This window comes from Kingella pumchi (assembly GCF_022288825.1).
Classification (GTDB): domain Bacteria; phylum Pseudomonadota; class Gammaproteobacteria; order Burkholderiales; family Neisseriaceae; genus Kingella_D; species Kingella_D pumchi.
Genome location: NZ_JAKOOW010000023.1, coordinates 1 through 25,456, shown reverse-complemented (window position 1 = coordinate 25,456; position 25,456 = coordinate 1). Strand labels below are relative to the sequence as shown.

At 61.3% G+C, this 25,456-nt stretch carries 25 protein-coding genes and 1 pseudogene; 5 read left to right on the top strand and 21 right to left on the bottom strand.

What is annotated here, in order from left to right; translation table 11 throughout:
* Positions 1-25 precede the first annotated feature (25 nt).
* From purB to MB824_RS05700, 3 genes are all read right to left on the bottom strand, one after another.
* Complete coding sequence (purB, locus tag MB824_RS05710) at positions 26-1,393, bottom strand: adenylosuccinate lyase (protein ID WP_238746671.1); 1,368 nt, start codon at positions 1,391-1,393, stop codon at positions 26-28.
* Positions 1,394-1,472: 79 nt separating this feature from the next.
* Positions 1,473-1,967: a GNAT family N-acetyltransferase gene (locus tag MB824_RS05705; RefSeq protein WP_238746670.1), complete on the bottom strand. Its 495-nt coding sequence runs from the start codon at positions 1,965-1,967 to the stop codon at positions 1,473-1,475.
* A gap of 389 nt (positions 1,968-2,356) precedes the next feature.
* Complete coding sequence (locus tag MB824_RS05700; RefSeq protein ID WP_238746669.1) at positions 2,357-3,064, bottom strand: OmpA family protein; 708 nt, start codon at positions 3,062-3,064, stop codon at positions 2,357-2,359.
* Between the two features lie 179 nt (positions 3,065-3,243).
* On the opposite strand from MB824_RS05700, the gene glyQ reads away from it, so the two are divergent.
* The 4 genes from glyQ (at position 3,244) to mtgA (ending at position 6,879) form a co-directional block, all read left to right on the top strand.
* Positions 3,244-4,155 (top strand): glycine--tRNA ligase subunit alpha, encoded by a 912-nt coding sequence (gene glyQ / locus MB824_RS05695; protein ID WP_238746668.1) that lies wholly within the window; start codon positions 3,244-3,246, stop codon positions 4,153-4,155.
* Positions 4,156-4,331: 176 nt separating this feature from the next.
* Positions 4,332-5,318 (top strand): RhuM family protein, encoded by a 987-nt coding sequence (gene rhuM / locus MB824_RS05690; protein ID WP_238746666.1) that lies wholly within the window; start codon positions 4,332-4,334, stop codon positions 5,316-5,318.
* A 23-nt stretch (positions 5,319-5,341) separates the two neighbouring features.
* The gene (gene aroE, locus MB824_RS05685) at positions 5,342-6,196 is read left to right on the top strand and encodes a shikimate dehydrogenase (RefSeq protein WP_238746664.1); all 855 of its coding nucleotides are present in this window, start codon (positions 5,342-5,344) and stop codon (positions 6,194-6,196) included.
* Positions 6,193-6,879, top strand: a complete 687-nt coding sequence (gene mtgA, locus MB824_RS05680; RefSeq protein ID WP_238746663.1) for a monofunctional biosynthetic peptidoglycan transglycosylase — start codon at positions 6,193-6,195, stop codon at positions 6,877-6,879. Before aroE ends, mtgA begins: the two co-directional genes overlap by 4 nt.
* A 315-nt stretch (positions 6,880-7,194) precedes the next feature.
* On the opposite strand, the gene MB824_RS05675 is transcribed toward mtgA, so the two are convergent.
* The 17 genes and pseudogenes from MB824_RS05675 to rlmD all read right to left on the bottom strand — a co-directional run.
* Positions 7,195-7,683, bottom strand: coding sequence for a disulfide bond formation protein B (locus MB824_RS05675; protein ID WP_238746662.1), 489 nt, complete (start codon positions 7,681-7,683; stop codon positions 7,195-7,197).
* Positions 7,684-7,783: 100 nt separating this feature from the next.
* On the bottom strand, positions 7,784-8,158 hold the full coding sequence (gene apaG / locus MB824_RS05670) for a Co2+/Mg2+ efflux protein ApaG (protein ID WP_238746661.1): 375 nt from the start codon (positions 8,156-8,158) through the stop codon (positions 7,784-7,786).
* Positions 8,159-8,164: 6 nt separating this feature from the next.
* On the bottom strand, positions 8,165-8,668 hold the full coding sequence (locus MB824_RS05665) for a phosphatidylglycerophosphatase A family protein (RefSeq protein ID WP_238746660.1): 504 nt from the start codon (positions 8,666-8,668) through the stop codon (positions 8,165-8,167).
* 94 nt (positions 8,669-8,762) lie between these two features.
* A complete protein-coding gene (ftsY, locus tag MB824_RS05660; protein WP_238746659.1) occupies positions 8,763-10,397 on the bottom strand; it encodes a signal recognition particle-docking protein FtsY in 1,635 nt (544 codons plus the stop codon).
* Between the two features lie 247 nt (positions 10,398-10,644).
* Positions 10,645-11,970 (bottom strand): MFS transporter, encoded by a 1,326-nt coding sequence (locus tag MB824_RS05655; protein WP_238746658.1) that lies wholly within the window; start codon positions 11,968-11,970, stop codon positions 10,645-10,647.
* A gap of 46 nt (positions 11,971-12,016) precedes the next feature.
* A complete protein-coding gene (locus tag MB824_RS05650) occupies positions 12,017-12,604 on the bottom strand; it encodes a Maf family protein (protein WP_238746656.1) in 588 nt (195 codons plus the stop codon).
* Positions 12,605-12,674: 70 nt separating this feature from the next.
* Entirely contained in the window at positions 12,675-14,123 is a 1,449-nt protein-coding gene (locus MB824_RS05645) for a DegQ family serine endoprotease (RefSeq protein ID WP_238746654.1), read from the bottom strand.
* 169 nt (positions 14,124-14,292) lie between these two features.
* On the bottom strand, positions 14,293-14,964 hold the full coding sequence (locus MB824_RS05640) for a M48 family metallopeptidase (protein ID WP_238746652.1): 672 nt from the start codon (positions 14,962-14,964) through the stop codon (positions 14,293-14,295).
* A 4-nt stretch (positions 14,965-14,968) separates the two neighbouring features.
* Positions 14,969-15,700 carry a lysophospholipid acyltransferase family protein gene (locus MB824_RS05635; protein ID WP_238746650.1) on the bottom strand — a complete coding sequence of 244 codons (732 nt, stop codon included), beginning with the start codon at positions 15,698-15,700 and terminating at the stop codon, positions 14,969-14,971.
* 364 nt (positions 15,701-16,064) lie between these two features.
* Positions 16,065-16,625, bottom strand: coding sequence for a D-glycero-beta-D-manno-heptose 1,7-bisphosphate 7-phosphatase (gene gmhB, locus MB824_RS05630; RefSeq protein WP_238746648.1), 561 nt, complete (start codon positions 16,623-16,625; stop codon positions 16,065-16,067).
* 3 nt (positions 16,626-16,628) lie between these two features.
* A complete protein-coding gene (rfbC, locus tag MB824_RS05625) occupies positions 16,629-17,171 on the bottom strand; it encodes a dTDP-4-dehydrorhamnose 3,5-epimerase (protein WP_238746646.1) in 543 nt (180 codons plus the stop codon).
* Positions 17,172-17,192: 21 nt separating this feature from the next.
* Positions 17,193-18,074, bottom strand: a complete 882-nt coding sequence (rfbD, locus tag MB824_RS05620; RefSeq protein WP_238746644.1) for a dTDP-4-dehydrorhamnose reductase — start codon at positions 18,072-18,074, stop codon at positions 17,193-17,195.
* 152 nt (positions 18,075-18,226) lie between these two features.
* The gene (rfbA, locus tag MB824_RS05615; RefSeq protein WP_238746642.1) at positions 18,227-19,099 is read right to left on the bottom strand and encodes a glucose-1-phosphate thymidylyltransferase RfbA; all 873 of its coding nucleotides are present in this window, start codon (positions 19,097-19,099) and stop codon (positions 18,227-18,229) included.
* A gap of 85 nt (positions 19,100-19,184) precedes the next feature.
* On the bottom strand, positions 19,185-19,571 hold the full coding sequence (locus MB824_RS05610; RefSeq protein WP_238746641.1) for a hypothetical protein: 387 nt from the start codon (positions 19,569-19,571) through the stop codon (positions 19,185-19,187).
* 92 nt (positions 19,572-19,663) lie between these two features.
* A complete protein-coding gene (locus tag MB824_RS05605; protein ID WP_238746640.1) occupies positions 19,664-20,620 on the bottom strand; it encodes a metal ABC transporter solute-binding protein, Zn/Mn family in 957 nt (318 codons plus the stop codon).
* Positions 20,621-20,774: 154 nt separating this feature from the next.
* The gene (locus tag MB824_RS05600) at positions 20,775-21,653 is read right to left on the bottom strand and encodes a mechanosensitive ion channel family protein (protein ID WP_238746639.1); all 879 of its coding nucleotides are present in this window, start codon (positions 21,651-21,653) and stop codon (positions 20,775-20,777) included.
* A gap of 243 nt (positions 21,654-21,896) precedes the next feature.
* A pseudogene (rlmD, locus tag MB824_RS05595) lies at positions 21,897-23,198 on the bottom strand (23S rRNA (uracil(1939)-C(5))-methyltransferase RlmD); the annotation flags it as partial.
* Between the two features lie 176 nt (positions 23,199-23,374).
* On the opposite strand from rlmD, the gene MB824_RS05590 reads away from it, so the two are divergent.
* Positions 23,375-23,869, top strand: a complete 495-nt coding sequence (locus MB824_RS05590) for a hypothetical protein (protein ID WP_238746637.1) — start codon at positions 23,375-23,377, stop codon at positions 23,867-23,869.
* Between the two features lie 60 nt (positions 23,870-23,929).
* Here MB824_RS05590 and mpl read toward each other — a convergent pair whose 3' ends face one another.
* Complete coding sequence (gene mpl, locus MB824_RS05585) at positions 23,930-25,321, bottom strand: UDP-N-acetylmuramate:L-alanyl-gamma-D-glutamyl-meso-diaminopimelate ligase (RefSeq protein ID WP_238746636.1); 1,392 nt, start codon at positions 25,319-25,321, stop codon at positions 23,930-23,932.
* Positions 25,322-25,456 lie beyond the last annotated feature (135 nt).

The window sequence follows — 25,456 nt, the reverse complement described above, 5'->3', positions numbered from 1 at the left end:
TTTTATTTCATGTTTTTCAGGCAGCTTAGATGCGCCGCGCCAGCTCTTCGGCCTTGCCGGTGTAGCCGGCGGGGGTGAGTGTGAGCAGCGCCTGTTTGGCTTCGTCGGGAACCGCCAGGCCGTTGATAAACTGGCGCAGGGTTTCAGGCGTGATGCCGTCTTTGCCGCGTGTGAGCGCTTTTAACTGCTCGTAGGCTTGGGGTACGGCGTAGCGGCGCATTACGGTTTGGATGGGCTCGGCCAGCAGTTCCCAAGTGGCATTGAGATCGGCGGCGAGGGCGGCGGGGTTGGCTTCGAGTTTGTTCAGACCGCGCAGGCAGGCGTTCAAGCCGAGCAGGGTGTAGCCGGCGCCGACGCCCATATTGCGCAGTACGGTGCTGTCGGTGAGGTCGCGCTGCCAGCGGGATACGGGCAGTTTTTCGGCGAGAAAACCGAGCACGGCGTTGGCCATGCCGAGGTTGCCTTCGGAGTTTTCAAAGTCGATGGGATTGACTTTGTGCGGCATGGTGGAGGAGCCGACTTCGCCTTCTTTCACTTTCTGCTTGAAGTAACCCAATGAAATATAACCCCAAACGTCGCGGTTGAAATCGATCAGGATGGTGTTGGTGCGGGCGATGGTTTGGAACAGTTCCGCCATATAGTCGTGCGGCTCGATTTGGATGGTGTAGGGGTTGAAGCTCAAACCCAATGATTTTTCGACGAATTGGCAGCAGTGGTTTTCCCAATCGACATCGGGATAGGCAACCAGATGGGCGTTGTAATTGCCGACGGCACCGTTGATTTTGCCTAGGAATTCCTGTTTTTCCAGCAGCGCAATCTGGCGTTGCAGGCGGGCGAGCACGTTGGCGATTTCCTTGCCTAGCGTGGTGGGCGTGGCGGGCTGGCCGTGGGTGCGGCTCATCATCGGTACGGCGGCCAGATCGTGCGCCAGCGCGCGCAGTTTGTCGGTGAGTTCGCGCAATTTGGGCAGCAGCACGGCATCGCGCGCTTCGCGCAGCATCAGGGCGTGGGACAGGTTGTTGATGTCTTCGCTGGTGCAGGCGAAGTGGATGAATTCGTTTACGGCGCTCACTTCGGCGTTGGCGGCAAAGCGCTGTTTGAGCCAGTATTCGACGGCTTTAACGTCGTGGTTGGTGGTCGCTTCGATGGCTTTGACCGCTTCGGCGTCGGCCGCCGAAAAACCGGCGATTACGCCGTCGATTTCGGCAAGGGTGGCGGCGGAAAACGGCGGCACTTCGCTGATTTGCGGCGCGGCGGCGAGCGCTTTGAGCCATTCGAGTTCCACGCGCACGCGGGCTTTGATCAGGCCGTATTCGGAAAACACGGGGCGCAGGGCTTCGGCGGAGGCGGCATAGCGGCCGTCGAGCGGGGAGAGAGCGAGTAGTGTGCTCATGGGGCTTCCTTAAAGGGGTTTGCAAAGGGCGGGGCAGCCTGAAAAACGGGGCGGGCGGGTTTCAGGCTGCCTTTGGGCATTACGGTGCCCAAATGTATTTCATATCGTACCAGGTGGCGCCGCCGTGTTCGGAATCGGCGGTGCCGTGGTTGCGGAAACCGAAGCGCCCGTACCAATCGACCAGATGTTCTTTGCAGGTCAGAATCACGCCGGCTTTGCCGCGCTCGCGCATGGTGTCGGTGTAGTGGCGCAGCAGGGCGGCGGCGATGCCGCGGCCGCGGTATTCGGGCAGCACCACTAGGCCGAAAACGGCGGCATAGCGGCCGTGCGGGCGGTGCAGGGTGGCATCGGCGTAGTAGGCGTCGGGCAAATCGGGCGCATCAGACGCGCAGCCGTTGATAAAGCCGACGGCGCGGCCGTCTGCTTCGGCCACAAAAAACTGCTCGGGAAACACGCGCAGGCGTTCGCTGATGCGTTCAAGGCTGGCGGCTTCGGCAGGCGGAAAACCGGCGGCTTCAATGGCAGCCAGCACCGGCGCTTCGTCGGCGTGTGCGGGGCGGATAGTGAAAGACACGGCAGCGGCTTGGTTTGGGGTCTGCCGGCCATCCGTGTCTGAAGCGGTTTGATGCGCCATAAAATCTCCAATAAGGTCATTCCCGCGCAGGCGGGAATCTGGGTTGATATTTGACCATGCTGAAAAAAGCCGTCCGAAGCCCGATTTTGCAACAAGATTCCCGCCTGCGCGGGAATAACGCCGTTTGGGCGGATTCCGAGCGGTGTCGGAGGTTTTCAGGCTGCCTTTGGGGCGGGTTGCGGCAGATGCAGTCGCAGTTTTGGTTTGGCAAACCAGGCAGCCTGAAAACTGCGATGCTTTAATTACAGACCGACAAGGCCGAAAGGCGGGCTTCAAATCAGGCAGCCTGAAAACCGGTATCGGGTTTTCAGGCTGCTTGGTTGCGGGGTTTATTCCAGTATGACTTCGACGCGGCGGGCTTCGTCTTTGCTGCCGCTACCGGTATCGGAGGCGGGTTTGCGCAGTTCGATGCTGCTCTCGGGTACGCCGGCGGCCAGCAGGGCGTCGCGCACGGCAAAGGCGCGTTCTTTGGAGAGTTTAGCGTTGATTTCGGCGTTGCCGGTGCTGTCGGTATAGCCGGAAACCACGGCTTTTTTGCCTTCTTTCACGCCGGCGGCCACGTCTTTAAGCGCGTCCAGCGAATTGGGCGCCAGCTCGGCTTTGCCGGTGGCAAAGTAGAATTTGACAATGCCGTTTTCCACCACGGTTTTCGCTTCGCCGGCAGCCTGGGTTTCGGGCGCCAGAATCACTTCGGCGGGGTTGGCGGCGCTGTCGGCGGCATCGCCGGTTTGGGCTTCGGAAGCGGTGTCGGCGGGGGCGGTCATGCCTTCGGTTTGGGTTTCGGCCATGGCGGTGGCGATGCTGGCCGCTTCGTCTTCCATCATTTCAACGGCGGAAGCCTGCTCGCTCTCGGCACTGTCGCCTTCATCGTCGCCGCTGAAGGCAAAGGCCAGCGCCAATACGGCAATCGCGGTCAGGGTGGCAAAGCCCAAGCTCAGCAGCAGGCCGAAGCGCTGGGTTTTGTCGCCTTCTTCGGCGGCGGCAGGGATGGCGGCACGGCGTTTTTTGCGGTCTTCGTCTTTTTGTTCGAGATCCATGTCTGTTTCCTTAATAGGCGGGTGTTGAAAATCGGCGCCATTATATACGAAGCTTGGCGCAAATTTACACTTTCCGCCGCAGCCGGCGCGCCACGCAGCCTGAAAGCGGCGCGGCTGTTCAATCCCCCCGCCGCACAGTAAAATGCGCCGTTTTGACGACCGTGCAAGGCAGAAAACCCATGCTTACCTTCCAGCAAATCATCTTCAAACTGCAACAATATTGGGCAAACCAGGGCTGCGCCATCCTGCAACCTTTCGACATGGAAGTGGGCGCCGGCACGTCCCACCCCGCCACCTGCCTGCGCGCGCTCGGGCCCGAGCCGTGGTTTGCCGCCTACGTGCAGCCCAGCCGCCGCCCCAAAGACGGCCGCTACGGCGACAACCCCAACCGCCTGCAGCACTACTACCAATTCCAAGTCGCGCTCAAACCCGCGCCCGCCGATATCCAAGACCTGTATTTAGGCAGCCTGAAAGAGCTGGGCATTGACCCCAAAGTCCACGACATCCGCTTTGTCGAAGACGACTGGGAAAACCCCACGCTCGGCGCGTGGGGCTTGGGCTGGGAAGTGTGGCTCAACGGCATGGAAGTCACCCAGTTTACCTATTTCCAACAAGTCGGCGGCATCGACTGCGCCCCCGTGCTCGGCGAAATCACCTACGGCATCGAACGCCTGGCCATGTATCTGCAAGGTGTGGAAAACGTGTACGACTTGGTTTGGACGATTACGCCCACAGGCGACAAACTCACCTACGGCGACGTGTACCACCAAAACGAAGTCGAACAGTCCACCTACAACTTTGAATACAGCGACGCCGCCTGGCTGCTCGACCAATTCAACGGCTACGAAGCCCAAGCCAAACGCCTGCTCGCGCTGGAAGACGCATCGCTTGCCCTGCCCGCCTACGAGCTGGTACTCAAGGCAGGCCATACGTTTAACCTGCTCGACGCACGCGGCGCGATTTCCGTAACCGAACGCGCCACCTACATCGGCCGCATCCGCGCCCTAAGCCGCAGCGTGGCGCAAAAATATGTGGAAGGGCGCGAGAAGCTCGGTTTCCCGCTGTTGAAAACGCAGGAAAAAGCAGCCTGAACAGGTTTTCACTTCGTTGAAGCTGCGCTTTCAGAAACGTCATTCCCGCGTGCTTGAGGCGGGAACGGCCTTTGCTGTGCAGGGTCGTCTGAAAACATAAAACGGCACGACTGCTGCTGTTTTGGCTGCCGGTGTTTCTAAACGGCTTTCAGGCTGCCTGAAAAAAGGTCGGAACCATGAATAATCCCATCGAAATCTATCAGACTTCAGACGGCCAAACGCAGGTGGAAGTGCGTTTCGGCCAAGAAACCGTATGGCTGTCGCAGGCGCAGATGGCGCAGCTTTTTGATACCAGTGCCGACAACATCAGTCTGCATTTGAAAAACATCTATGCCGAAGGCGAGTTGGACGAGCAGGCAACTACCGAGGATTTCTCGGTAGTTCGAACTGAAGGCAGCCGCAAGGTTACGCGCCAAATTAAGCACTACAATTTGGATGCAGTTATTTCAACAGGTTATCGCGTTAAGTCTCGTTATGCCACGCAATTTCGCATTTGGGCGACCGCCCGCCTGAAAGACTACCTGCTCAAAGGCTACGCGCTTAACCAAAGCCGTTTGCAGCAAAACGCCGCCGAATTGGAGCAGGCCGTCGCCCTTATCCGCAAAACCGCCGCTTCGCCCGAATTAACCGTTGAGAGCGGACGCGGCCTGGTCGATATTATCGGCCGTTATGCGCAAACCTTTCTCTGGCTGCAACAATACGATGAAGGCTTGTTGAGCGAGCCTAAAGCCCAAGCAGGCGGCGAGCTGCCTACTGTTGAAGAAGCCCGCGCCGCCTTGGCGGAGTTTAAACAACAGCTGATGGCGCGCGGCGAAGCCACCGAACTGTTTGCCCGCGAGCGCGACGGCGGCCTTGAAGCCTTACTCGGTAATTTAGAGCAAACCGTATTCGGCGAACCCGCTTATCCCAGCATCGAAAGCAAAGCCGCGCATCTTTTGTATTTCGTCGTCAAAAACCATCCGTTTTCAGACGGCAACAAACGCAGCAGCGCATTTTTGTTTGCCGATTTCCTGCACCGCAACGGGCGTTTGTTTAACGCACGCGGCGAAGCCGTCATCAACGACACCGGCCTGGCCGCGCTCACCCTGCTCGTCGCCGAATCCGATCCCAAGCAGAAAGACACCCTGATCCGCCTGATCATGCACATGCTTCAGGCAGCCTGAAAACCAAACCATAAGGAGTCCGCATGCAAACGCAGCATTTTGCGCAATTTGCCGTGTTCGGCCAGCCGGTTGCGCACAGCAAGTCGCCGCGCATCCACCGCCTGTTTGCCGCGCAGCAGGGGCAGGACATCGACTACCGCGCGCTGGCGCTGTCCGATAGCGAAAGTGATTTTCGCGCCGGCGTGGATGCGTTTTTTGCCGCAGGCGGCCTGGGGGCGAACATCACCGTGCCGTTTAAAGAATGGGCGTGCCGCTATGCCGACGAATTGAGCGAGCGCGCCCATGCTGCGGGGGCGGTCAATACCTTTATCCGCCTGCCCGCGCAGCCTGAAAGCGGCAAAGCCTGGCGCGTGCGCGGCGACAATACCGACGGCGCCGGCCTGGTGCGCGATTTGGCGGACAATCTCGGCGTAGCGCTGGAGGGGCGGCGGATTCTGATTATCGGTGCCGGCGGCGCGGCACGCGGCATTGTGCTGCCGCTGCTGCAGGGGCAGCCTGAAAGCGTGCTGATTGCCAACCGCAGCCCCGGGCGGGCGCAGGCGCTGGCCGATGAGTTTGCCGTCGAAGCGCTGCCGCTAAACGCGCTGGCCGGCCGCCGTTTCGATATTGTGATTAACGCCACTTCAGGCAGCCTGAAAGGCGAAGCGCCTGCGGTGCCGGCCGATATTTTTTCAGGCTGCCTGCTGGCCTATGATTTGGTTTATGCCGCGCAGCCGACGCCGTTTATGCGCCAGGCGCTCGAAAACGGCGCCGCCGCTGCGGCCGACGGCCTGGGCATGCTGGTGGAGCAGGCTGCCGAATCTTATTTTCTGTGGCGCGGTTTTCGTGCCGATACTGCGCCGGTTATCGCCGCGCTGCGCGAGGAGTTGTCGCAATGAAATGGCTGTTCAGACTGCTGGTGCTGCCGCCGCTGGCGCTGGTGCTGTTTAATGTTTATGTCTATGGCAGCATTATCAGCTACCGCGCCGTTGCCCCGCACCAAACTGCCTTTATGCGCATGCGCATGGCGCAGCTGGCCGACACCCGCCCCGAAGTGCGGCTCGACTACCGCTGGACGGCCTATCCGCATATTTCCGTTAATCTGAAAAAGGCGCTGATTGCGTCGGAAGACGCCAATTTCGCCGGCCACGAAGGTTTTGACTGGAACGGCATCAAAAACGCCATGCGCCGCAACGAAAAAAGCGGCAAAGTGCGCGCCGGCGGTTCCACCATCAGCCAGCAGCTGGCGAAAAACCTGTTTCTCAACGAAAAACGCAGCTACTGGCGCAAGGCCGAAGAAGCCGCCATCACCGCCATGCTGGAAGCCACCACCGACAAAGACCGCATTTTCGAGCTGTATCTCAACGTAATCGAATGGGACTACGGCGTTTACGGCGCCCAAGCCGCCGCGCAGCGCTTTTTCCACACCGACGCCGCCCGCCTGAGCAAAGCCCAGGCCGCCCAGCTGGCCGCCCGCGTTCCCGCGCCGCTGCGCTACGCCGATAATCCGTCCGACCCGCGCCTGCGCAGCAAAACCAATATCATCTTGCGCCGCATGGGTTCGGCCGCGCTGCCGGAATAGGCGTGGGCTTGGGCTTTCAGGCTGAGACCTTTGCAAAATCCCAAAGCCGGCCTGAAAAATAAAAAATGCCGTCATTCCCGCGCAGGCGGGAATCTTGTTTGATATTCAAAAATTATTGGAAAAACAATCTATTGATTAAGTTCAGCCAAGATTCCCGCCTGCGCGGGAATGACGATGATTTAACTATTTCTTATTTTATTTTAGGTTTTGCAAAGGTCTCAGGCTGCTTGTAGGCGGTTTGACGGCATCGGTATCAATAAAAACTTTCAGGCTGCCTTGATCCGAAGGCAGCCTGAAAGTTTTGGTGCCGGCGGTTTAACGCTTTTTGCCGCGCAGTAGGCCGAAGGCAAGGGCGGCGAGCATCAGCGAAAACAGCGCGGCGCCGAGCCAGGGCAGGGGGATGCCGAGCATGGTATAGACTTCGCCGCATGCGCCGTCGCCGCGGATAACCGGTTCGAACCAGTCAAACAGCGGCCAGTCGCGCAGGCGGAAGGCCCACGGCGCGCCGCAGGAAGGCTGGGCGCCGATGGGCAGGGTCTGCAGATGGCTTTGTTTGACGGCAACATACAGGCCGAAGGCGGCGGGCAGGGCGGTAATCAGGCCGGATAGCAGCTGCACGCGGCGGCAGCGCGGCGGCAGAATCAGCAGCAGGGTGCTTACCAGCAGCGCGGCGAGCATGGCCAGCCGCTGCTCGATGCACATCACACAAGGGTTCATGCCCAGCAGGTACTGGCCGCTAAAGGAGCCGGCGCTGCCGGCCAGCGCCAGCAGCCAAACGGGAAAAATGGCGGTTCTGAAATTCATGGCGGTTCCGTAGTTGCAAAGGAAAAAGCAGCCTGAAAAGCCGGTTTCAGGGTTTTCAGGCTGCCTGAAAGGGTAATGAAACGAATGAAACGGCGGTGGCCTACTGCAGCACGGTATCCGATTTCAAATCGGTTTCGGGTATATCGACGGTAAAGCGGCTGCCCAGGTCGTTTTCAAATTCGTAGCTGCCGCGCATGCTGCCCCACGGGGTAGTGAGCTGCATGCCGCTTTGGTATTCGAAGCTCTCGCCGGGCATCAGCACCGGCTGTTCGCCGATGACGCCGGTGCCGCTGATGTTTTCGATGCTGCCGTGGGCATCGGTAATTTCCCAGTGGCGCTTGCGCAGGGTCAGGGTATAGTCGCTGCGGTTTTCGATGGTGATGCGGTAGGAAAAGGCGTAGCGTTCGGCGGCGGCGCTGCTTTCGGCGGCCATATAGTTGGGTTCGACGCGGATGCGGATTTCGTCTTCATACATGGCGGGTTATCCGGTAATACAGTCAAGCAAAACGATGATGATGATGCTGAACACGGCGGCGATGATGTCGTCGAGCATCACGCCGAAGCCGCCGGAGACGCGGCGGTCGAACCAGCGGATGGGCGGCGGTTTGACGGCGTCGAAAAAACGAAACAGCAAAAAGGCCGCCAGCCACCAGAGCCAGCCGTCGGGGGTAAAGGCCAGCACCAGCATCATGGCGACGATTTCGTCCCAGACGATGCCGCCGTAGTCGTGCACGCCCAAATCGCGCTCGGTTTCGTTGCAGATCCAGATGCCGATGAAAAACAGCGGCACGCACAGCATGCCCAGCCAAAAAGGGCTGACGCCCAGCCACAGCAGCAGCGCAGCCAGCACCACGCCCGGCACGGTGCCGGCGGTGCCGGGGGCAACCGGAGCAAGCCCCGAGCCGAAGCCGAAGCCGACAAAACGCACCGGCCGCGCAAGCAGCCAGGGCAGGGTAGGGCGGAAAGAGGGGGCGCTTTTTGCCATAGGGGTAAGGGTTTTCCAATCAGGCAGCCTGAAAGCCTGTTTTGCGGGTTTGGCTTTGCAACTTTGCTTCGCTACGCAGGCTGCTTTTTTAAGATTAGTCGAGCAGGGCATCGACAAAGGCGCGGGCGTCGAAAGGACGCAGGTCGTCGATTTTTTCGCCGACGCCGATGTAGCGCACCGGTATCGCGCGGTTTTTTGCCAGCGCCGCCAGCACGCCGCCTTTGGCGGTGCCGTCGAGTTTGGTTACGATCAGGCCGGTCAGTCCCAGCGCGTCGTCAAAGGCGGCTACTTGGTTAACGGCGTTCTGGCCGATATTGGCATCGAGCACCACGATGATTTCGTGCGGCGCGTCGGGCATGGCTTTTTGCAGCACCCGTTTGACCTTTTTGATTTCTTCCATCAGGTGCAGCTGGGTGGGCAGGCGGCCGGCGGTGTCGGCCAAAACGATGTCGATGCCGCGGGCTTTGGCTGCTTCCACCGCATCGAAGCAGACGGCGGCCGAGTCGCCCGAAGCCTGCGAAATTACGGTTACGCCGTTGCGCTCGCCCCATTCCTGCAGCTGCTCGCGGGCGGCGGCGCGGAAAGTATCGCCTGCCGCTAGCAGCACCGATTTGCCCTGTTGCTGGAAGTATTTGGCGAGTTTGCCGATGGAAGTGGTTTTGCCGGCGCCGTTGATGCCGGCCATCATAATCACAAAGGGGCCTTTTTCCGGCAGCACCAGCGGCTGCTCCAGCGGCTTGATCAGCTCATACACCGCTTCTTTGAGCGCTTCGCGCAGTTCGGCGCCGTCGCTTAAGCCGCGCAGCGACACGCGGCGGCGCACTTCGTCCATCAGCTCTTCGGTGGCTTCGATGCCCATGTCGCTGGTGAGCAGCACGGTTTCGAGTTCTTCGTACAGTTCTTCGTCGATTTTGCCGCCGCCGAACACGCCGGCCAGCGACTTGGCCATATGGTCGCGTGATTTGCTCAAACCCTGTTTCAGCCGCGCCGCCCAGCCTTGTTTTTCAGGCTGGGTTTTGGTTTCAGGCTGCTGGGTTTCGGCTTCAGGCTGGTTTGTTTCAGGCTGCTTGGCGGCGGTGTTTTTTTTGGTGTCGGCAATATCGGCGGCTGCGGGCTGGTTGTCGGCGGCGCTTGGCGCTTGGGCGGTGGTATCGTCGCCGGTACCGTTTTCAGGCTGCGGGGTTGGAACGGCGGTATCGGCAGCCTGCGGCCGGCTTTCGGTCTGCACGGTATTGTTGCGCGACAGCGTTTGCGGGTTGGCCCAGGTTTGCGCGGCGTTGTCGCTGCGTACCGGACGGCTGATGCCGGCGGCGGCGTTGTAATCGGGGTGCGCCCAGTTGCTGAATGCGGGGGAAGCGGCAGTTTCGCCGGTAGTGGGAACGGGAGTTTCTGATGATGCGCTATCGGCGGCAGGGTTTTCAGGCTGCCGGTCTTCGGCGGGGATGACGGGTTCTGCTTCGGTGTCGGCGGTATCGGTGTCAGCCGTTTCAACGGCAACGGCAGCGGTTGGGGTGTCGGTTTCGCCATCGGCAGCTTCTGCTGTCTGCTCTGGGGCGGTGGTTTCAACGGCGGAGCCGTCTGCCGCATCGCCGGCGCGGTTTTCAGGCTGCGCGGGGGCGTCGGCGGCGGCAGCGGTTTCGTCTGCAGCTGCGGCGGGGGCGGGACCGCTCGGGGCGGGCTGGGGCTTCTCGTCTTTGCCTTTGAAGATGTTTTTTATAAAGTTGAACATGGCGCTTGTGTTTGGGCAGTCGGTGGTTTGGTGGCGGCGCGGCCGGCGCGCACGGGCGGAAAAACAAAATTGCGGCATTCTAGCCGAACATCAGGCAGCCTGAAAGCATCTGTGTGCCGGCGGCGGCGCTTTGGCGGCAAAAGCGGCAAATCTGCCACAGCCGCAGGCGGGTCAAACAGACGGCAAGGCAGCCTGAAAAGCGGGTTTGCGTTTTCAGGCTGCCTGCTTGGCGGCGCCAAATGGTTTTTCAAAGTTGGCGGCTGATGTCTTCCAGCGTGCGGCCGCGGGTTTCTTCGCCCAGTACCAGAATCAGCACCACCACCGCCGCCATCACGCCGGCAAACATGGCGAAAATGGCATCAAAACCGCTCTGCCTTTGCAGCAGCAGCGCCACCGCCGAGGGCGCGGCGATGCCGCCGAGCCGTCCGGCCGCTGCCGCCCAGCCCGAGCCGGCGGCGCGAAAGCGCACGGGGTAGAGTTCGGGCGTGTAGGTGTAGAGCACGCCCCAGGCGCCGAGGTTGAAAAAGGACATCGCCGCGCCCCACGCCAGTACGGCATCGGCAGACTGGGCGCCGCCAAAGCGCCACGCGCACAGCGAGCAGGCGGCGAGAAACAGTGCGAGCGTTGCCTTGCGGCCGATTTTTTCCACCAGCACCGCCGCGGCGAAATAGCCGGGCAGCTGGGCGGTAATCAGCACCAGCATGTATTCGAAGGTCTGGACGACGGTATGCCCTTGGCCGACCAGGAGCTTGGGCAGCCAGGTAAAAATGCCGTAATAGGAAAAGACGATGCCGAACCACACCGGCCACAGCATCAGCGTACGGCGGGCAAAGGGCGGCTGCCACAGTTCGGCAAAACGCGGCGGCTTGGCGGCGGGTGGCACGGCGGCCAGGGCGCGGTTTTCAGGCTGCCTGCCGGCAGCCGCTTCCATGCGGCAGACAATTTCGTGCGCTTCCTGCACGCGGCCGCGGCCAAGCAGATAGGGCACCGATTCGGGCAGCCGCGTGCGCACCCACAGCGCATAGGGCAGCGGCAGCGCGCCGAGGGCAAAGGCGCTGGCCCAGCCGTAGCGCGGAATCAGGAAATAAGACGCCAGCGCCGCCGCCAGCCAGCCCAGTCCCCAAAAACTTTCCAGCAGCACGATAAAGCGCCCGCGCAGCTGCGGCGGCGCGTATTCGCTCACCAGCGACACCGCCACCGGCAGCTGCGCACCCAGCCCGATGCCGGCGGCAAAACGCCAGACAAGCAGGCTGTCCACATCCGGCGCCAGCGCGCACAGGCCGGTGGCGGCGCCGTACACCATCATCGAGGCGGCAAACACATTGCGCCGGCCGAAGCGGTCGGCCGCGCGGCCGCCGGCCACCGCCCCCAGCGCCATGCCGGCAAAGGTGATGCCGACGATCCACGCACTCTGCGCGGGCGTGAGCTGCCATTGTTTGGTCAGTACCGGCAGCACAAAGGACACCATGCCGGTGTCCATCGCGTCAAACAGCCAGCCGATGCCGACCAACAGCAGCAGCCGGTAATGAAAACGGCCGGCGGGCAGATTGTGCAGGCGGGTGAGAATGTCCATAGTGTGTGTGCGGGGAAAAGTTTTCAGGCTGCCTGTGCGTCCGGCTTCAGGCAAAGGGCGGTACGGCGGCGCCGCAGTGCTGGAGCAGGCGCACGGTTTCGTATACCGGCAGCCCCATCACGCCGGTAAAGCTGCCGGCAAGGTGGGAGACGAAAATACCGCCGGCGCCCTGGATGCCGTAAGCACCGGCTTTGTCCATCGGTTCGCCGCCGGCGATATAGCGCTCGATTTCGCTGTCGGACAGGGCTTTGAAACGCACGTCGCTGCTTTGCACGATGCTGTGTTCGCGCCCCTGGTAGTGCACGCAGACGGCGGTCAGCACCTGATGGCTGCGGCCGGAGAGTGCGCGCAGCATGCTGCGGGCGTGGTCGGCGGATTCGGGTTTGCCGAGAATGCGGCCGTCGAGGGCGACGGTGGTGTCGGCGCTCAGCAGCGGCAGGCTGTCGCCGTGCACCGCCAGCGCGGCACGGTTTTTCTGCTGCGCCATCCGCAGCACATAGGGTTCGGCGGCTTCGGCGGCAAGCGGGGTTTCGTCGATGGGAACGGCGCCGGTGCGCACGGCATAGCCGAGGTTTTCGAGAATCTCGCGGCGGCGCGGGCTGGCAGAGGCCAGAATCAGGGTGCGGTCGGTCATGGTGTTTGCAATAGGGAAAACGGGGCGGGATTGCGTTTCAGGCAGCCTGAAAGGGTGGGGCGGCGGCGGTTTAGGGCAGCACCAACGCCAAAAACAGGGTGGTGCCTTCGCGCTGGATCAGCACCGGCAGGTTTTTGCCGCCTTTGGCAAAGGCCTGGCTGACTTCTTCGCGGCTGTGCACCGCCATGCCGGCGATTTCGCGGATCACGTCGCCGCGCTGCAGACCGGCGCGGGCGGCGGCGCCGTCGGTGCGCACGATGATGATGCGGCCGTCGGCTTCGGCGCTGAGCACCAGCCCGGCTTCGGGCAGGTTGAAGTTTTCGCTGCCGGCGCCCGATACTTCAGCTTCGGGCTTGCCGGCGGCCGACTGGCTGATATCGCCGGCGCTGCCAAGGGTTACGCCGACTTCAAGTTCGGCGCGCTGGCGCCAGATTTGCAGTTTGACTTCCTTGCCCGGCGCGGTGCTGCCGACAATCACCGGCAGATCGCCGGAGGAGACGATTTCCTTGCCGTTCACACCGCGGATAATGTCGCCCACCTGCAGGCCGGCGGCCGCGGCGGGGCTGTTGGGCAGCACTTTGGACACCAGTGCGCCGGTGGGTTTGTCCAGCCCGAAGGACTTGGCCAAATCGTGGGTAACTTCCTGAATCACCACGCCAAGCTGGCCGCGCTGCACTTTGCCGTCGGTTTTGAGCTGCTCGGCAACGTTCATCGCGGTGTCGATGGGAATGGCGAAAGAGATGCCCATAAAGCCGCCGCTGCGGCTGTAAATCTGCGAGTTGATGCCGACCACCTGGCCTTTGAGATTGAACAGCGGGCCGCCGGAATTGCCGGGGTTGATGGCAACGTCGGTCTGGATAAACGAAGTGTAGGTTTCGTTGGGTAGGGTGCGGCCTTTGGCGGAAACGATGCCGGCGGTTACGCTGTTGTCAAAGCCGAAGGGCGCGCCGATGGCGGCCACCCATTCGCCGGATTTGAGCTCGTTCGGATTGCCGATTTTGGCTGCCGGCAGGTCTTCGGCGTCGATTTTCAGCAGGGCGATGTCGGATTTGTCGTCGGCGCCGATGAGTTTGGCGTGGTATTCGCGCTTGTCGTTGAGCGTGGCTTTGATATTGGTTTTGCCTTTGACCACGTGGGCGTTGGTCAGGATATAGCCATCGGCGCTGATGATGACGCCGGAGCCGAAGTTGGCATCGTCGCCGTCGCCGTCTTCAGGCTGGTTGGGGACGATGCGTTTGAAAAAGTCGGAAAACGGGTCTTCGGCGCTGCCGTCGCTGTTGCCTTCGCCGCCTTCTTCGCGCAGCGCCTGGATATTGACCACCGAGCCGCCTTCGCGCGCCACCAATTCGGCAAAATCGGGCAGCAGCATGCCGACGCGGTCGTTGCCTTTAACTACTTCGACTTTGGTTACGAAGCTGCCTTCGGCCGGTTTGTCGGTATCGTTTTTTTTGTTGCAGCCGGCCAGCGCCAGAGCGGCGGCCAGCGGCAGAAGAATCAGGGGGCGGGTGGGTTTGTTCACGCGGATAAGGTCCTAACAGAAACGGAAAAAAGGCACGGCGGCCGCAAAACGCGGATTGTACGGGAATCGGCTGCCGGCGTTAAGCGGCAGGCGCTGCGAAAGCAGCCTGAAAACCTTTGTTTGAGCGCTCGGGCAGCCTGAAAAGCCGTTTTGACTGCTTTCAGGCTGCCTAGCCGCAGGAGAAAAGTTCGCGGCCGTGGGCTTTGAGCCAGCTTTTGGCGGCGGCGGTGTGCGGGGTGTGGCGGGCGACTTCCTGCCAGAAGGCGCGGCTGTGGTTGGGGTGGCGGATATGACACAGTTCGTGCACGCACACATAGTCGCGCACCCAGGCAGGCGCGCCGGCCAGCCGCCAGTTGAGACCGATGCCGCTGGGTCGGCACACGCCCCAGAAGCTGCGGGCATCGGACAGGCGCACCGGCGTGGCCGGCAGTTTCAGGCTGCTTAGCCGTTCGGCAAACAGCGGAAACAGCAAATCGGGCGCCTGTTCGCGCAGATAGCCGCGTAGCAGCGCCCGGGTGTCGGCGGTATCCGGCAGCAGCAGGCGGCTGCCGTCGCGGCGGATGGCTGGGACGCCGCTGCCGCCGGCCAGCGCAAGCTGCTCGCCGTCGAGCCAGATGCTTTCAGGCTGCTTCGGGCTGTCGGGCGCGCGTGCCAGCGTCTGCCGCAGCAGCGGCTCGTGCTCTTGCAGCCAGCGGCGCAGCTCGGTGATGCCGAGCCAGCGCGGAATGCCGATGTGCAGCCCGCCGGCGGGGTGCGGGCGCAGGATGATGTTGCGGCGGGTGTTGCAGCGGATGTGCAGCACCAGCTCGCTGCCGTCGGATAAGCGGTGGGAAACGGGCATGGGCTCAGGCGGGATTGGAGCCGAAGGGGCCTTGGCCGCCGATTTCGGCCTGCTGGCTTTCGATCCAGTTTTCGCACTCGGCCATCAGCTCGGTTTCGCTGCCGCCCTGCCAGCGGATCGGCGCACCGATGCGCACGGTAACGGTGCCGGGATATTTGAGAAAGGAATTTTTCGGCCAAAACTCGCCGCTGTTGTGCGCTACCGGCACCATGTCCATTTCAAACAGTTTCGCCATTTTCGCCGCGCCCAGCTTGTAGCGGCCGCGCTCGCCGGGTTTGATGCGCGTGCCTTCGGGGAAAATCGCAATCCAAAAGCCGTCTTTTTTGCGCGCCAAACCCTGCTCCATCAGCTGAGAAGTGGCTTTGACGCCGGCTTTGCGGTCGATGCCGATGGTTTTGGCCATTTTCAGCCCCCAGCCGAAAAAGGGGATTTTGAACAGCTCTTTTTTCGCCACATACACCTGCAGCGGGAAGATTTCCTGCAGCGCCAGCGTTTCCCAGCCGCTCTGGTGCTTGGAGCAGATAATCGCCGGCTCGGCGGGGATGTTTTCGCGCCCTTCGACGCGGTAGTTGAGCCCGACAATGTTTTTCAGCGACCACAGCAGCAGTCGCGCCCACGCGCGGCCGATTTTGTTCGCCCCTTGCGGCACCAGCATCGCCGGCAGCACGAAGGCAAACATCACAATCGCGCTCACACTCAAAATCAGCCAGTAAACCAGGTTTCGTAACAGCAGCATAAAAAAGATAACTTTCCAATCAAACAGGCAGCCTGAAAAGGCAAAACGGCTTCGCTTGCCGCGGCGGACGGCGTCGTTCAGGCAGCCTGAAAAGCAAAAGATGCCGATTGTACGGCATTTTGCGGCGGGTTTTAAGTTTGTGCTCTAAAGAGTGTGTTGGCAATCGGCATTGCGGCGGTGTTTTTGGCAAAAAATACCCGCCTGACGCGTCAAAAATGCTCGCAAGGTGTCCAAGCTTGCTGCGCTTTTTTCCTTGCATTCGGGCATTTTTTACTTAAAAAACCGCTTCGCAAGCCGAATGCCAACACACCCTGGCGCCGGACAAAGCGCGCCCGCTTTTCAGGCTGCCTGCCGCGTTTTGCGTTTACGCCGTTTCCGCGGCCGGTGTCTTAATCAGAAACTGCGAAAAAGCCAGCAGGTCGTCGAATACCAGTGTATTGGGCGGCAGTTTGTCGGCCGACTCGGCCTGGGTTTTCCTGCCTTTTCCGGTAAGCACCAGCGCGGTTTTGCAGCCGGCGGCGGCGCCTGCTTCCAAGTCGCGCAGGCTGTCGCCCACCATCCAGCTCTCGGCAGGGGCAGCCTGAAAGCGCTCGAGAATATCGCTAATCATACCCGGCTTGGGTTTGCGGCAGCCGCAGTTGTGGGCGTTGGTGTGCGGGCAGAACCAGATGCCGCTGATTTCGCCGCCGGCCGACTGCACCAGCTTGTGCATTTTGGCGTGCATTTCGTTGAGCGTCTGCATGGTGAAAAACTTGCGGCCGATGCCCGACTGGTTGGTCGCCACCGCCAGCGTGTAGCCGGCCTGGGTCAGAAAGGCGATGGCGTCCATGCTGCCGGGCAGCGGCACCCATTCGTCGGCGGATTTGACGAAGTCGTCGCGGTCTTGGTTGATTACGCCGTCGCGGTCGAGAATGATGAGTTTCATGGCTTATTCAAACAAAGCGGTTTGGGCGAGCGGTTTGCCCGCCAGGTCTTTGGCGGAAAGCTGCGGTTCGCCCGAAAGCGGCCAGTCTATGCCGAGCGCGGGGTCGTTCCACAGCAGCGAGTGTTCCGACTGCGGGTGGTAGTAATCGGTGCATTTGTAAACGAATTCGGTATTGTCTTCCAGCACATAAAAGCCGTGGGCAAAGCCTTCGGGTATCCACAGCTGGCGCTTGTTTTCGGCCGACAGCACCGCGCCCGCCCAACGGCCGAATGTGGGCGAAGAGCGGCGCAGATCGACAGCAACGTCAAACACGCTGCCGGCCACCACCCGCACCAGCTTGCCTTGCGGTTTTTCCAGCTGGTAGTGCAGGCCGCGCAGTACACCGATAGCGGATTTGCTGTGGTTTTCCTGCACGAAGCCGCGATCGCAGACGTGCTCGCGAAACCATTGGTCGCGGAAGGTTTCCATAAAAAAGCCGCGCTCGTCGCCGAAAACCTGCGCCTCGAGCAGTTTGATATCGGGCAGGGCGGTGGGAAGGATGTTCATGCGGTGGGTTCCAATCTTGTTTTAAATGCTTGTTTGGTAAGGTTTCAAATCGGCCAGCGCCGCCTGCCAGTCGGCCGGTTTGATGCCGAAAGTGTTTTGGATTTTGCCGCAGTCCAGCCGCGAATTGGCGGGGCGGCGGGCGGGGGTGGGGTAGTCGGCGGTGGCGATGGCTTTGAGCTGCGGCACGGCGGGCAGGATGCCTTGTGCGGCGGCAGCCTGAAAAATCCGTTCGGCAAAACCGTGCCAGCTGGTGTAGGGGCTGCCGGAGTAGTGGTAGATGCCCCAGTTGGCAAAACCGGGTTGGTGGACGGCGTCGGCGATGGCAACGAGGGCGTCGGCGATGGCGGCGGCAGGGGTGGGCGCGCCGTATTGGTCGGCAACGATGCCGAGGCTGTCGCGCTCGCGGCCGAGGCGGAGCATGGTTTTGACGAAGTTGCCGCCGTGCGCGCCGAACACCCAGGCGGTGCGCAGGATGATGTGGCGCGGGCAGGCGGCGGCCAGCGCTTCTTCGCCTGCGAGCTTGCTTTTGCCGTAAACGCTTTGCGGGTTGACGGGGTCGGTTTCGTGGTAGGGGGCGTCGGCGGCGCCGTCGAAAACGTAGTCGGTGGAAATGTGGAGAACGGCGGCACCGTGCGCGGCGGCGGCTTCGGCCAGATGGCGCACGGCGTCGCGGTTGACGGCGTAGGCGGTGTTGGCGTCGCTCTCGGCTTTATCCACGGCAGTATAGGCGGCGGCGTTGATAATCAGCTCGGGGCGGAAGGATGAGGCAGCCTGAAACACGGCGTTGCGGTCGGTGATGTCGAGGGCGGCGCGGTTGGCGGCAAGCAGGTTGGCGCGATGACGCAGACGGGCGGCAAGTTCGCGGCCGACTTGGCCGTCGGCGCCGGTAAGAAGGATGTTCACAGATTTGTCCTTTGGTATTTCGCGGGCGGGAGTCTACCTGAAAACGGGCTGTTAAGGTTTCAGGCTGCTTTGGCGGAGTGGAAAAGCAGCCTGAAAAGGGTGGGATGTTTTTTTCAGGCTGCCTTTTGGGGTAAAGGCAGTCTGAGGGCGGGTTAGTGCCTGCCGTCCAACAGCCGCAGCAGGTATTGGCCGTATTCGTTTTTCGCCATCGGCCGGGCGAGTTCTTCGAGTTGGGCGGTGCTGAGCCAGCCTTGGCGCCAGGCGATTTCTTCGAGGCAGGCGACTTGCAGGTTTTGCAGGTTTTGCACGGTTTGCACGAAGGCGGCGGCTTCGTGCAGGCTCTCGTGGGTACCGGTGTCGAGCCAGGCGAAGCCGCGCCCTAAAAGCTGTACGTTCAGGCTGCCGTCTTCGAGGTATATTTGGTTGAGGGTGGTGATTTCGAGCTCGCCCCGTGCGGAGGGTTTGACTTGTTTGGCAAATTCGGCGGCGCGGTGGTCGTAGAAATAAAGGCCGGTTACTGCCCAGTCGGATTTTGGCTTGAGCGGTTTTTCTTCGATGGAGAGGGCTTTGAAGTTTTGGTCGAATTCGACGACGCCGAAGCGTTCGGGGTCGCGCACTTGGTAGGCGAAAACGGTGGCGCCGTGTTCTCTGGCGGCGGCCTGGCGCAGGGTTTGGGTGAAGGACTGGCCGTAGAAGATGTTGTCGCCCAGTACCAGACATACGTTGTCGCCGCCGATAAATTCTTCGCCGATGATCAGGGCTTGGGCGAGACCGTCGGGGCTGGGCTGGACGGCGTAGCTGATGCGCACGCCGAAGCGGCTGCCGTCGCCGAGCAGGCGGATGAAGGCGGGGTTGTCTTCGGGGGTGGTAATGACGAGGATGTCGCGGATGCCGGCGAGCATCAGCACGGACAGGGGGTAGTAGACCATGGGTTTGTCGTACACGGGCAGCAGCTGCTTGGAAACGCCGCGTGTGATGGGGTAGAGACGGGTGCCGGAGCCGCCGGCAAGGATGATGCCTTTCATGGGGATAATCCTGTGGGAATAAAAAGGAATAGGAAAAATTCAGGCAGCCTGAAAAGGGAAAACGCTTTTCAGGCTGCCTGTTTGTTTACATCATAAGCTTGCCGTTGATTTTGCCGAAGAAGCTGCTGATTTCGAAATAAATGCTGTGCCGGCTGCCGTCGGGAGCCTGCAGGTCGATGCGGTCGTAGATGCCTTTGCCGCCTTCGCCCTGAACAAGCGCTTGGCCGATTTTTTGGTGGCCGGGCAGGTTTTTGGCAATCCAGGCATTTTCGGCGTCGATGCCGCGGCGGGTGTCGTTTTCTTTGATCACGACGGCGCGTTGGATGCTGCTGCCGTCCTGCCGCCCTTGGTGGGCTTGGGTTTGGCGGGGCTGTTCGCCCGAGTGGCGGCGCAGTTCGGCGGCAGCGGGTGCGGCGAGGCTGAGGGTAAGGGTGCCGGCAAGCAGCAGGGAAAAGAGTTTGGCAGACATCATAAAAGCTCCTGAAAATCAAATGAAAAAAGCAGCCTGAAAACAAATAAAGACCCGGACGGCTTGGTCCGGGCCTTGTTTGGGCTGCGGGCGGTTTACTTCATGGCGCCGGACAGGGTGCGCACATTATAGCGGAAGAGTTCGGTGTAGGTTGCTGCCGGCGCGCCTTTGGAAAGGGCGTCGGAATAGAGTTTGCCGCCGACTTTGGCCTGAGTTTCGCGGGCGATGCGCTCGATCATGCGGTTGTCTTTGATGTTTTCGGCAAACACGGCTTTCACGCCTTGCTGGCGGATTTGGCGGATGATGGCGGCCACAGTTTTGGCGGAAGGCTCGGCTTCGGTGCTGACGCCCTGCGGTGCCAGAAAAGTGATGCCGTAACGTTTGCCCAGGTAGGAGAAGGAGTCGTGGCCGGTCAGCACTTTGCGTTTGGCTTTGGGGATGGCGCCAAACTCGCGGCGGGCGTAGGCGTCGAGTTTGACCAATTCCTGCGAATAGGCTTTAAAGCGCTGCTGGTAATAGGCTTTGCCGGCGGGGTCGGCCTTCATCAGCGCTTGGGCGACGTTGGCGGCGTATTTCTGCATCAAAACCGGATCGTGCCAAACGTGGGGGTCGAACTGGCCGTGATGGTGGTGGCCGTGGTCGTGGCCTTCGTGTTCATGCTCGTGATCATGGCCGTGTTCGTGCTCATGCTCATGCTCATGCTCTTCGGCCGGCAGCGGTTTGATGCCGGCAGTGGCTTCGGCGTATTGGGCTTTGCTTTGTTTGACCACCCGCACCACATCGGCTTTTTCCAAGCCCAGGCCGTTGAGCAGCACCAGTTTGGCGGTGGCGATTTTTTTGGCATCGCCGCTGTTGAGCTGGTAGGCGTGGGCGTCTTGGTCGGGGCCGACCAGCGAACTGACGCTGACGCGCTCGCCACCGATCTGCTTGGCCACGTCGCCCAAAATGCTGAAGCTGCTGACTACCTGCAGCGGTTCGGCGGGCGGGGCGGCGTAAAGGCAGCCTGAAAACAGCGCGGCCACCAGGCCGAGTTTGAATGTGTGTCGGGACATCGTTATCTCCTTCTTCAAGTAAACGTTGGGAAACAAAAAGCGCGGCACGGAATGTGCGCGCGGAAAAAACGCGGCAGCCTGAAAGGTTTGACGCATGCTAAAAACGTTTTCAGGCTGCCTGCGGCGTTCAGGCAGCCTGAAAACGCAGACGGGTTTAACTGTCGGCCGGCTTGTCGCCGATGCCGTTGAGCAGGCGGTATTGCACGCGGATAAATTCGTCGAGCACCGCCTGCTGGATTTCGGCGCGCTTGCCCACCGGCGAAGCGAAACGCACGGCAAGGATATAAACCTTGTCGTCGTGCGGCACGCGGCCGATGCGCGGCTGCACGGCGGGGGTGATAAACAGCTTTTGCGCCTGCACTTCTTCCAGATGGCGGCCGATTTCGGCGGCGTAGGGCGCGCAGTAGGCATCGAGCACGGTGTAAAGCCGCGGCACGATGGCGTCCGAATCCAAGCGGATCGGCACGGGGATGTCGAAGCTGTGGACGACGTAGCGCCCGAGAATGTTGTCGCGCTGGATGGTCTGGCTCAGCAGCAGGCTGTTGGGGAAAGACACGGTTTTGCCCGACATATTGCCGATGTGCGGGTTGGGGCCGATCTGCATCATCAGCGTGGAAAACAGATTGATGTCCACCACCCGCCCGCGCAGATGGCCGATTTCGATGTAGTCGCCCACCGAATACTGCTTGTTCACCGCCCGCAGCAGGCTGCCGGAAAGGCACATAATCAGCTCTTTGGTTGCCAGCACGGTAGCGGCGGCCAGCGCCACCATCGACAGGGCGAAACTCTGAATCTGCGCCGCCCAAATCAAAAACAGCCCGAACACCGCCGCCAGAAAAGCCATATTGCGGCTGACCACCACCAAACGGCGTTTTTCTTCGATGGAAAACTCGGGATGCTGGCGAAAACGCAGCCGCAGCCACACCAGCCGTCCGCACACCACCGCCGCCAACAGCAGCAGCGAATTAACCCATTGCGGCGCCAGCGGGATGCTGTCCAGCAGTGAGCCGATATTGCGGTCGAGATCGTTCATCGCCGGCTCCCCCGCCGCCGCAACGGCGCGGCAGCACTAGCATTTGCTTTCATCATGCTCTCCTTGCGGATTAACATTTTCAGGCTGCCGCGGACGCGAAACGCGTTGCACGGCATTATACTATAACAATCTTAATTTCACTATCCGGCTTTCAGGCAGCCTGAAAGTTTTGCCGAATGCGGTCATGATAAAGAAGACCGCCGGCGCCGTCATGCTCGACGGAGCGCCGAACGGCAGCGCGTTTCAGCCGAGCTCGAACAGGCTGACCGCTTCCACATGCGCGGTTTGCGGAAACATATTGACGATGCCGGCCGAGCGCAGGCGGTAGCCTTTGGCCGCCAGCACCGCCGCATCGCGGGCGAAAGTGGCCGGATTGCACGACACATACACGATTTTCTGCGGCAGAAACGGCGCGTGCAGCGCGCGCACCACCGCATAAGCGCCGGCGCGCGGCGGGTCGATCAGCATTTTGTCCGCCCGCCCCCAGCTTTTGACCACGGTTTCGTCGGTGTCAAACAAATCGGCGCAGACGAAACGGGCGTTGCCGATGCCGTTGGCGCGGGCATTGTCTGCCGCGCGGCGCGTCAGCTCGCGCGAGCCTTCCACGCCCAGCACCCGCTCCGCTTGGCGCGCCAGCGGCAGGCTGAAATTGCCCAGCCCGCAAAACAGGTCGATTACCGTTTCATGCGGCCGCACATCCAGCAGCGACAAAGCGCGCGACACCATCAGCCGGTTCAGCGGCAGATTGATTTGGGTAAAGTCGCCCGGCCGGAAAGGCATGGTCAGGCCGAACTCCGGCAGGCGGTAGTCGAGCGGCGGCGCATCGGGCGAGAGCGGCTGCGGCGGATTGCGCCCGTGCTGCTGCCACAGCTGCCAGCCGGTTTTCAGGCTGCCGGCAAACGCCGCCAGCGCGGCGGCGGGTAGCGGCTTGCGGCTACGGATATTGACGGCGGTTGCCTGTTCGCCGGCGCAGATTTCCAGCGCTTCGATGCCGGCGGCGGGCGCGGCGCGGTGCAGCTTCTGCAGCGCCGCGTTCAAATCTTTCAGGCTGCCTGAAACCTGCTCGGGCAGCACCGGACAGCTGTCGATGGCGACAATACGCCGGCTGCGTTTGGCCTGATAACCGAGCAGCAGCCCGCCGCGACCATCGTCCACCGCATTCAGGCGGGTGCGGCTGCGGTAGTGCCACGGCCGGCCGTAAACCGGCGGCAATATGGTTTCGGGGCGCAGCCTGCCGATGCGCTCAAGCTGTTCTTCAAAAATCCGCTGTTTGAAGGCGACCTGGGCATCAAAAGACGCATGCTGCAGCGCGCAGCCGCCGCATTCCAGATAGTGCGGGCAGGCCGCAGCGCGGCGCTCGGGCGACGGCTGTAGGATTTCCAGCGCATCGGCTTCGTCAAACGCGGCTTTGGCGGTGCCGACCCGATAGCGCACCTTCTCCTGCGGCAGCGCGTGGCGGATAAAAGTGGTTTTGCCTTCGGGGCGGGCAATGCCGCGCGCTTCGTAGTCGATGGAAAAAACGGTGGTGGTGGGGTTCATGTGTTTTTTATTTTCAGGCTGCCTTGCGTCTGCCGAAGGATTTGTCCGGGCAGTGGGACGCGAAGGCTGCCGGCATTATGCGTATTGGTGTGCCTGTGTCGGCGAATCGGCTAAAATCGCCGCTTTTGCGCTTTCAGGCTGCCTGTAAAGGTGTTCAAACTTGAATTTCAGAATGGGGAATTATGTCTTCTATTAACGGCTTCGGCACAACGTTTTACGGTGAGTGCGACTATCAGCCCGACGGCACCTACCTGACAACTTATTGGATTATTCTGGCGTTTGTGCCGGTGATCCCTTTGTATAGCGCCAGAATCATACAAACCGAGTCTTCTTTTTTAGCCGGCGGCAGTCTCTACCATTATCAAAAACTGCCGATCCACTGGCCGCAGGTGATGCGGGTGTGGGGTTTTGCAGCCGGCGTTGCTTTGGGATTCGCAGCGTGTCTGGTGCTTATCGGCAGCATCCCGGGGGCGCAGGACAAGGGCTATGCCGCCATTCTGATGGTTTACCTGGCGGGCGTGTTGCTGCTGCCGCATTTTCTGCGCCGCCGCGCCCAAAAGCGCGTGGGTTTTGCGCCTAATATGGTCAGGACGCCGATATCCAAACCTATGCTGCTGCTGGCGGTGCTGTTTGTCCTGATTATCGGCTTTGCCGTTTACGAGAACTTGAGCAGATAGCTTCTGCGGACTCTTTGGCTTTTCAGGCTGCCTTTGGGCTTTCAGGCTGCTTTTGGCTTTTCAGGCTGCCTGTCCGGCAAGCTGTGCCAGCAGTTTGCCGTGGATGCCGTTAAAGCCGCCGTTGCTCATAATCAGGATGTGGTCGCCGCTTTGCGCGTTGCGGGCGATGGTTTCGACCAGGCGCTCAAAGTCGTTTTCGGCGTGGAGTTTGGCACCGAGCGGGGCGAGCGCTTGGGCGACGTCCCAATCGACGCCGCCGCCGTAGCAGTACACTTGGTCGGCGTCGGCCAGGCTGGCGGGCAGGGCGGCTTTCATGGTGCCGAGTTTCATGGTGTTGGAACGCGGTTCGAGCACGGCGAGGATGCGCGCGCTGCCGACGCGCTGGCGCAGGCCGCCGACGGTGGTGGCGATGGCGGTGGGGTGGTGGGCGAAGTCGTCGTACACGGTGATGCCGCGCACGCTGCCTTTGATTTCCATGCGCCGTTTGACGTTTTGGAAGGCGGACAGGGCTTCGCAGGCGGTCTGCACATCCACGCCGGCGTGGCGGGCGGCGGCGGCAACAGCCAGGGCGTTCAGGCGGTTGTGGCCGCCCATCAGATCCCAGGCGATGCGACCGACTGATTGGCCGTTTAACAGGATGTCGAACGCGCCGTCTGCGTCGGCTTCGCCTGCCTGCCAGATGCTGCCGTCGCCGCCGAAGTATTCGACGGGCGTCCAGCAGCCTTGTGCCAATACGGTTTTCAGGCTGCCTTCGCGGCCGTTGCATACAATCAGGCCTTGCTCGGGCACGGTGCGGACGAGATGGTGGAACTGGGTTTGGATGGCGGCAAGGTCGGGGAAAATGTCGGCGTGGTCGTATTCGAGATTGTTGAGGACGGCGGTGCGCGGGCGGTAGTGGACGAATTTGCTGCGTTTGTCGAAAAATGCGGTGTCGTATTCGTCGGCTTCGATCACGAAAAACGGCGACTGCGATGCGGGATCAAGACGCGGCGCCTGCGGCAGGCGGGCGGAAATGCCGAAGTTCTGCGGGATGCCGCCGATGAGAAAGCCGGGGGCGAGTCCGGCGTATTCGAGCACCCAGGCGAGCATGGAGGCGGTGGTGGTTTTGCCGTGGGTGCCGGCAACGCCGAGCACCCAGCGTCCGGCCAGCACGTTTTCCGCCAGCCACTGCGGGCCGGAGGTGTAGGGCAGCGCGCGGTTCAAAACGGCTTCGACCACGGGCATACCGCGTTTAGCGACGTTGCCGATCACATAAATATCGGCGGCAAAATGGTCGAGTTGTTCCGCATCGAAGCCTTCGTGCACGGCGATGCCCAGCGCTTCGAGCTGGGTGCTCATGGGCGGATACATTTTGGCGTCGCAGCCGGTAACGGTGAATCCGGCTTCTTTGGCCAGCGCGGCCAGCCCTCCCATAAAGGTGCCGCCGATGCCGATGATGTGGATGTGGGTCATGGTGAAATTCCGCCGAAACAAAAAGCGCGAATTATAGCCGAAGCCTGGTTTTCCGGTGGTGCCGAAAGTTTTTCAGGCTGCCTTATAAAAACATTTCCTTTTTCGATATGGATTTGTGCTTTGGCGGGTAGTTTT

Coding starts and splice junctions, on each gene's coding strand:
- MB824_RS05590 (WP_238746637.1), top strand. CDS start 23,375: ATGTCTTCTATTAACGGCTTCGGCACAACGTTTTACGGTGAGTGCGAC.
- MB824_RS05655 (WP_238746658.1), bottom strand. CDS start 11,970: ATGGACATTCTCACCCGCCTGCACAATCTGCCCGCCGGCCGTTTTCAT.
- mtgA (WP_238746663.1), top strand. CDS start 6,193: ATGAAATGGCTGTTCAGACTGCTGGTGCTGCCGCCGCTGGCGCTGGTG.
- MB824_RS05610 (WP_238746641.1), bottom strand. CDS start 19,571: ATGATGTCTGCCAAACTCTTTTCCCTGCTGCTTGCCGGCACCCTTACC.
- aroE (WP_238746664.1), top strand. CDS start 5,342: ATGCAAACGCAGCATTTTGCGCAATTTGCCGTGTTCGGCCAGCCGGTT.
- MB824_RS05700 (WP_238746669.1), bottom strand. CDS start 3,064: ATGGATCTCGAACAAAAAGACGAAGACCGCAAAAAACGCCGTGCCGCC.
- purB (WP_238746671.1), bottom strand. CDS start 1,393: ATGAGCACACTACTCGCTCTCTCCCCGCTCGACGGCCGCTATGCCGCC.
- apaG (WP_238746661.1), bottom strand. CDS start 8,158: ATGTATGAAGACGAAATCCGCATCCGCGTCGAACCCAACTATATGGCC.
- rhuM (WP_238746666.1), top strand. CDS start 4,332: ATGAATAATCCCATCGAAATCTATCAGACTTCAGACGGCCAAACGCAG.
- MB824_RS05640 (WP_238746652.1), bottom strand. CDS start 14,964: ATGCCCGTTTCCCACCGCTTATCCGACGGCAGCGAGCTGGTGCTGCAC.
- MB824_RS05650 (WP_238746656.1), bottom strand. CDS start 12,604: ATGACCGACCGCACCCTGATTCTGGCCTCTGCCAGCCCGCGCCGCCGC.
- rfbC (WP_238746646.1), bottom strand. CDS start 17,171: ATGAACATCCTTCCCACCGCCCTGCCCGATATCAAACTGCTCGAGGCG.
- ftsY (WP_238746659.1), bottom strand. CDS start 10,397: ATGTTCAACTTTATAAAAAACATCTTCAAAGGCAAAGACGAGAAGCCC.
- MB824_RS05635 (WP_238746650.1), bottom strand. CDS start 15,700: ATGCTGCTGTTACGAAACCTGGTTTACTGGCTGATTTTGAGTGTGAGC.
- MB824_RS05665 (WP_238746660.1), bottom strand. CDS start 8,668: ATGGCAAAAAGCGCCCCCTCTTTCCGCCCTACCCTGCCCTGGCTGCTT.
- glyQ (WP_238746668.1), top strand. CDS start 3,244: ATGCTTACCTTCCAGCAAATCATCTTCAAACTGCAACAATATTGGGCA.
- rfbA (WP_238746642.1), bottom strand. CDS start 19,099: ATGAAAGGCATCATCCTTGCCGGCGGCTCCGGCACCCGTCTCTACCCC.
- MB824_RS05605 (WP_238746640.1), bottom strand. CDS start 20,620: ATGTCCCGACACACATTCAAACTCGGCCTGGTGGCCGCGCTGTTTTCA.
- mpl (WP_238746636.1), bottom strand. CDS start 25,321: ATGACCCACATCCACATCATCGGCATCGGCGGCACCTTTATGGGAGGG.
- MB824_RS05600 (WP_238746639.1), bottom strand. CDS start 21,653: ATGAACGATCTCGACCGCAATATCGGCTCACTGCTGGACAGCATCCCG.
- MB824_RS05675 (WP_238746662.1), bottom strand. CDS start 7,683: ATGAATTTCAGAACCGCCATTTTTCCCGTTTGGCTGCTGGCGCTGGCC.
- gmhB (WP_238746648.1), bottom strand. CDS start 16,625: ATGAAACTCATCATTCTCGACCGCGACGGCGTAATCAACCAAGACCGC.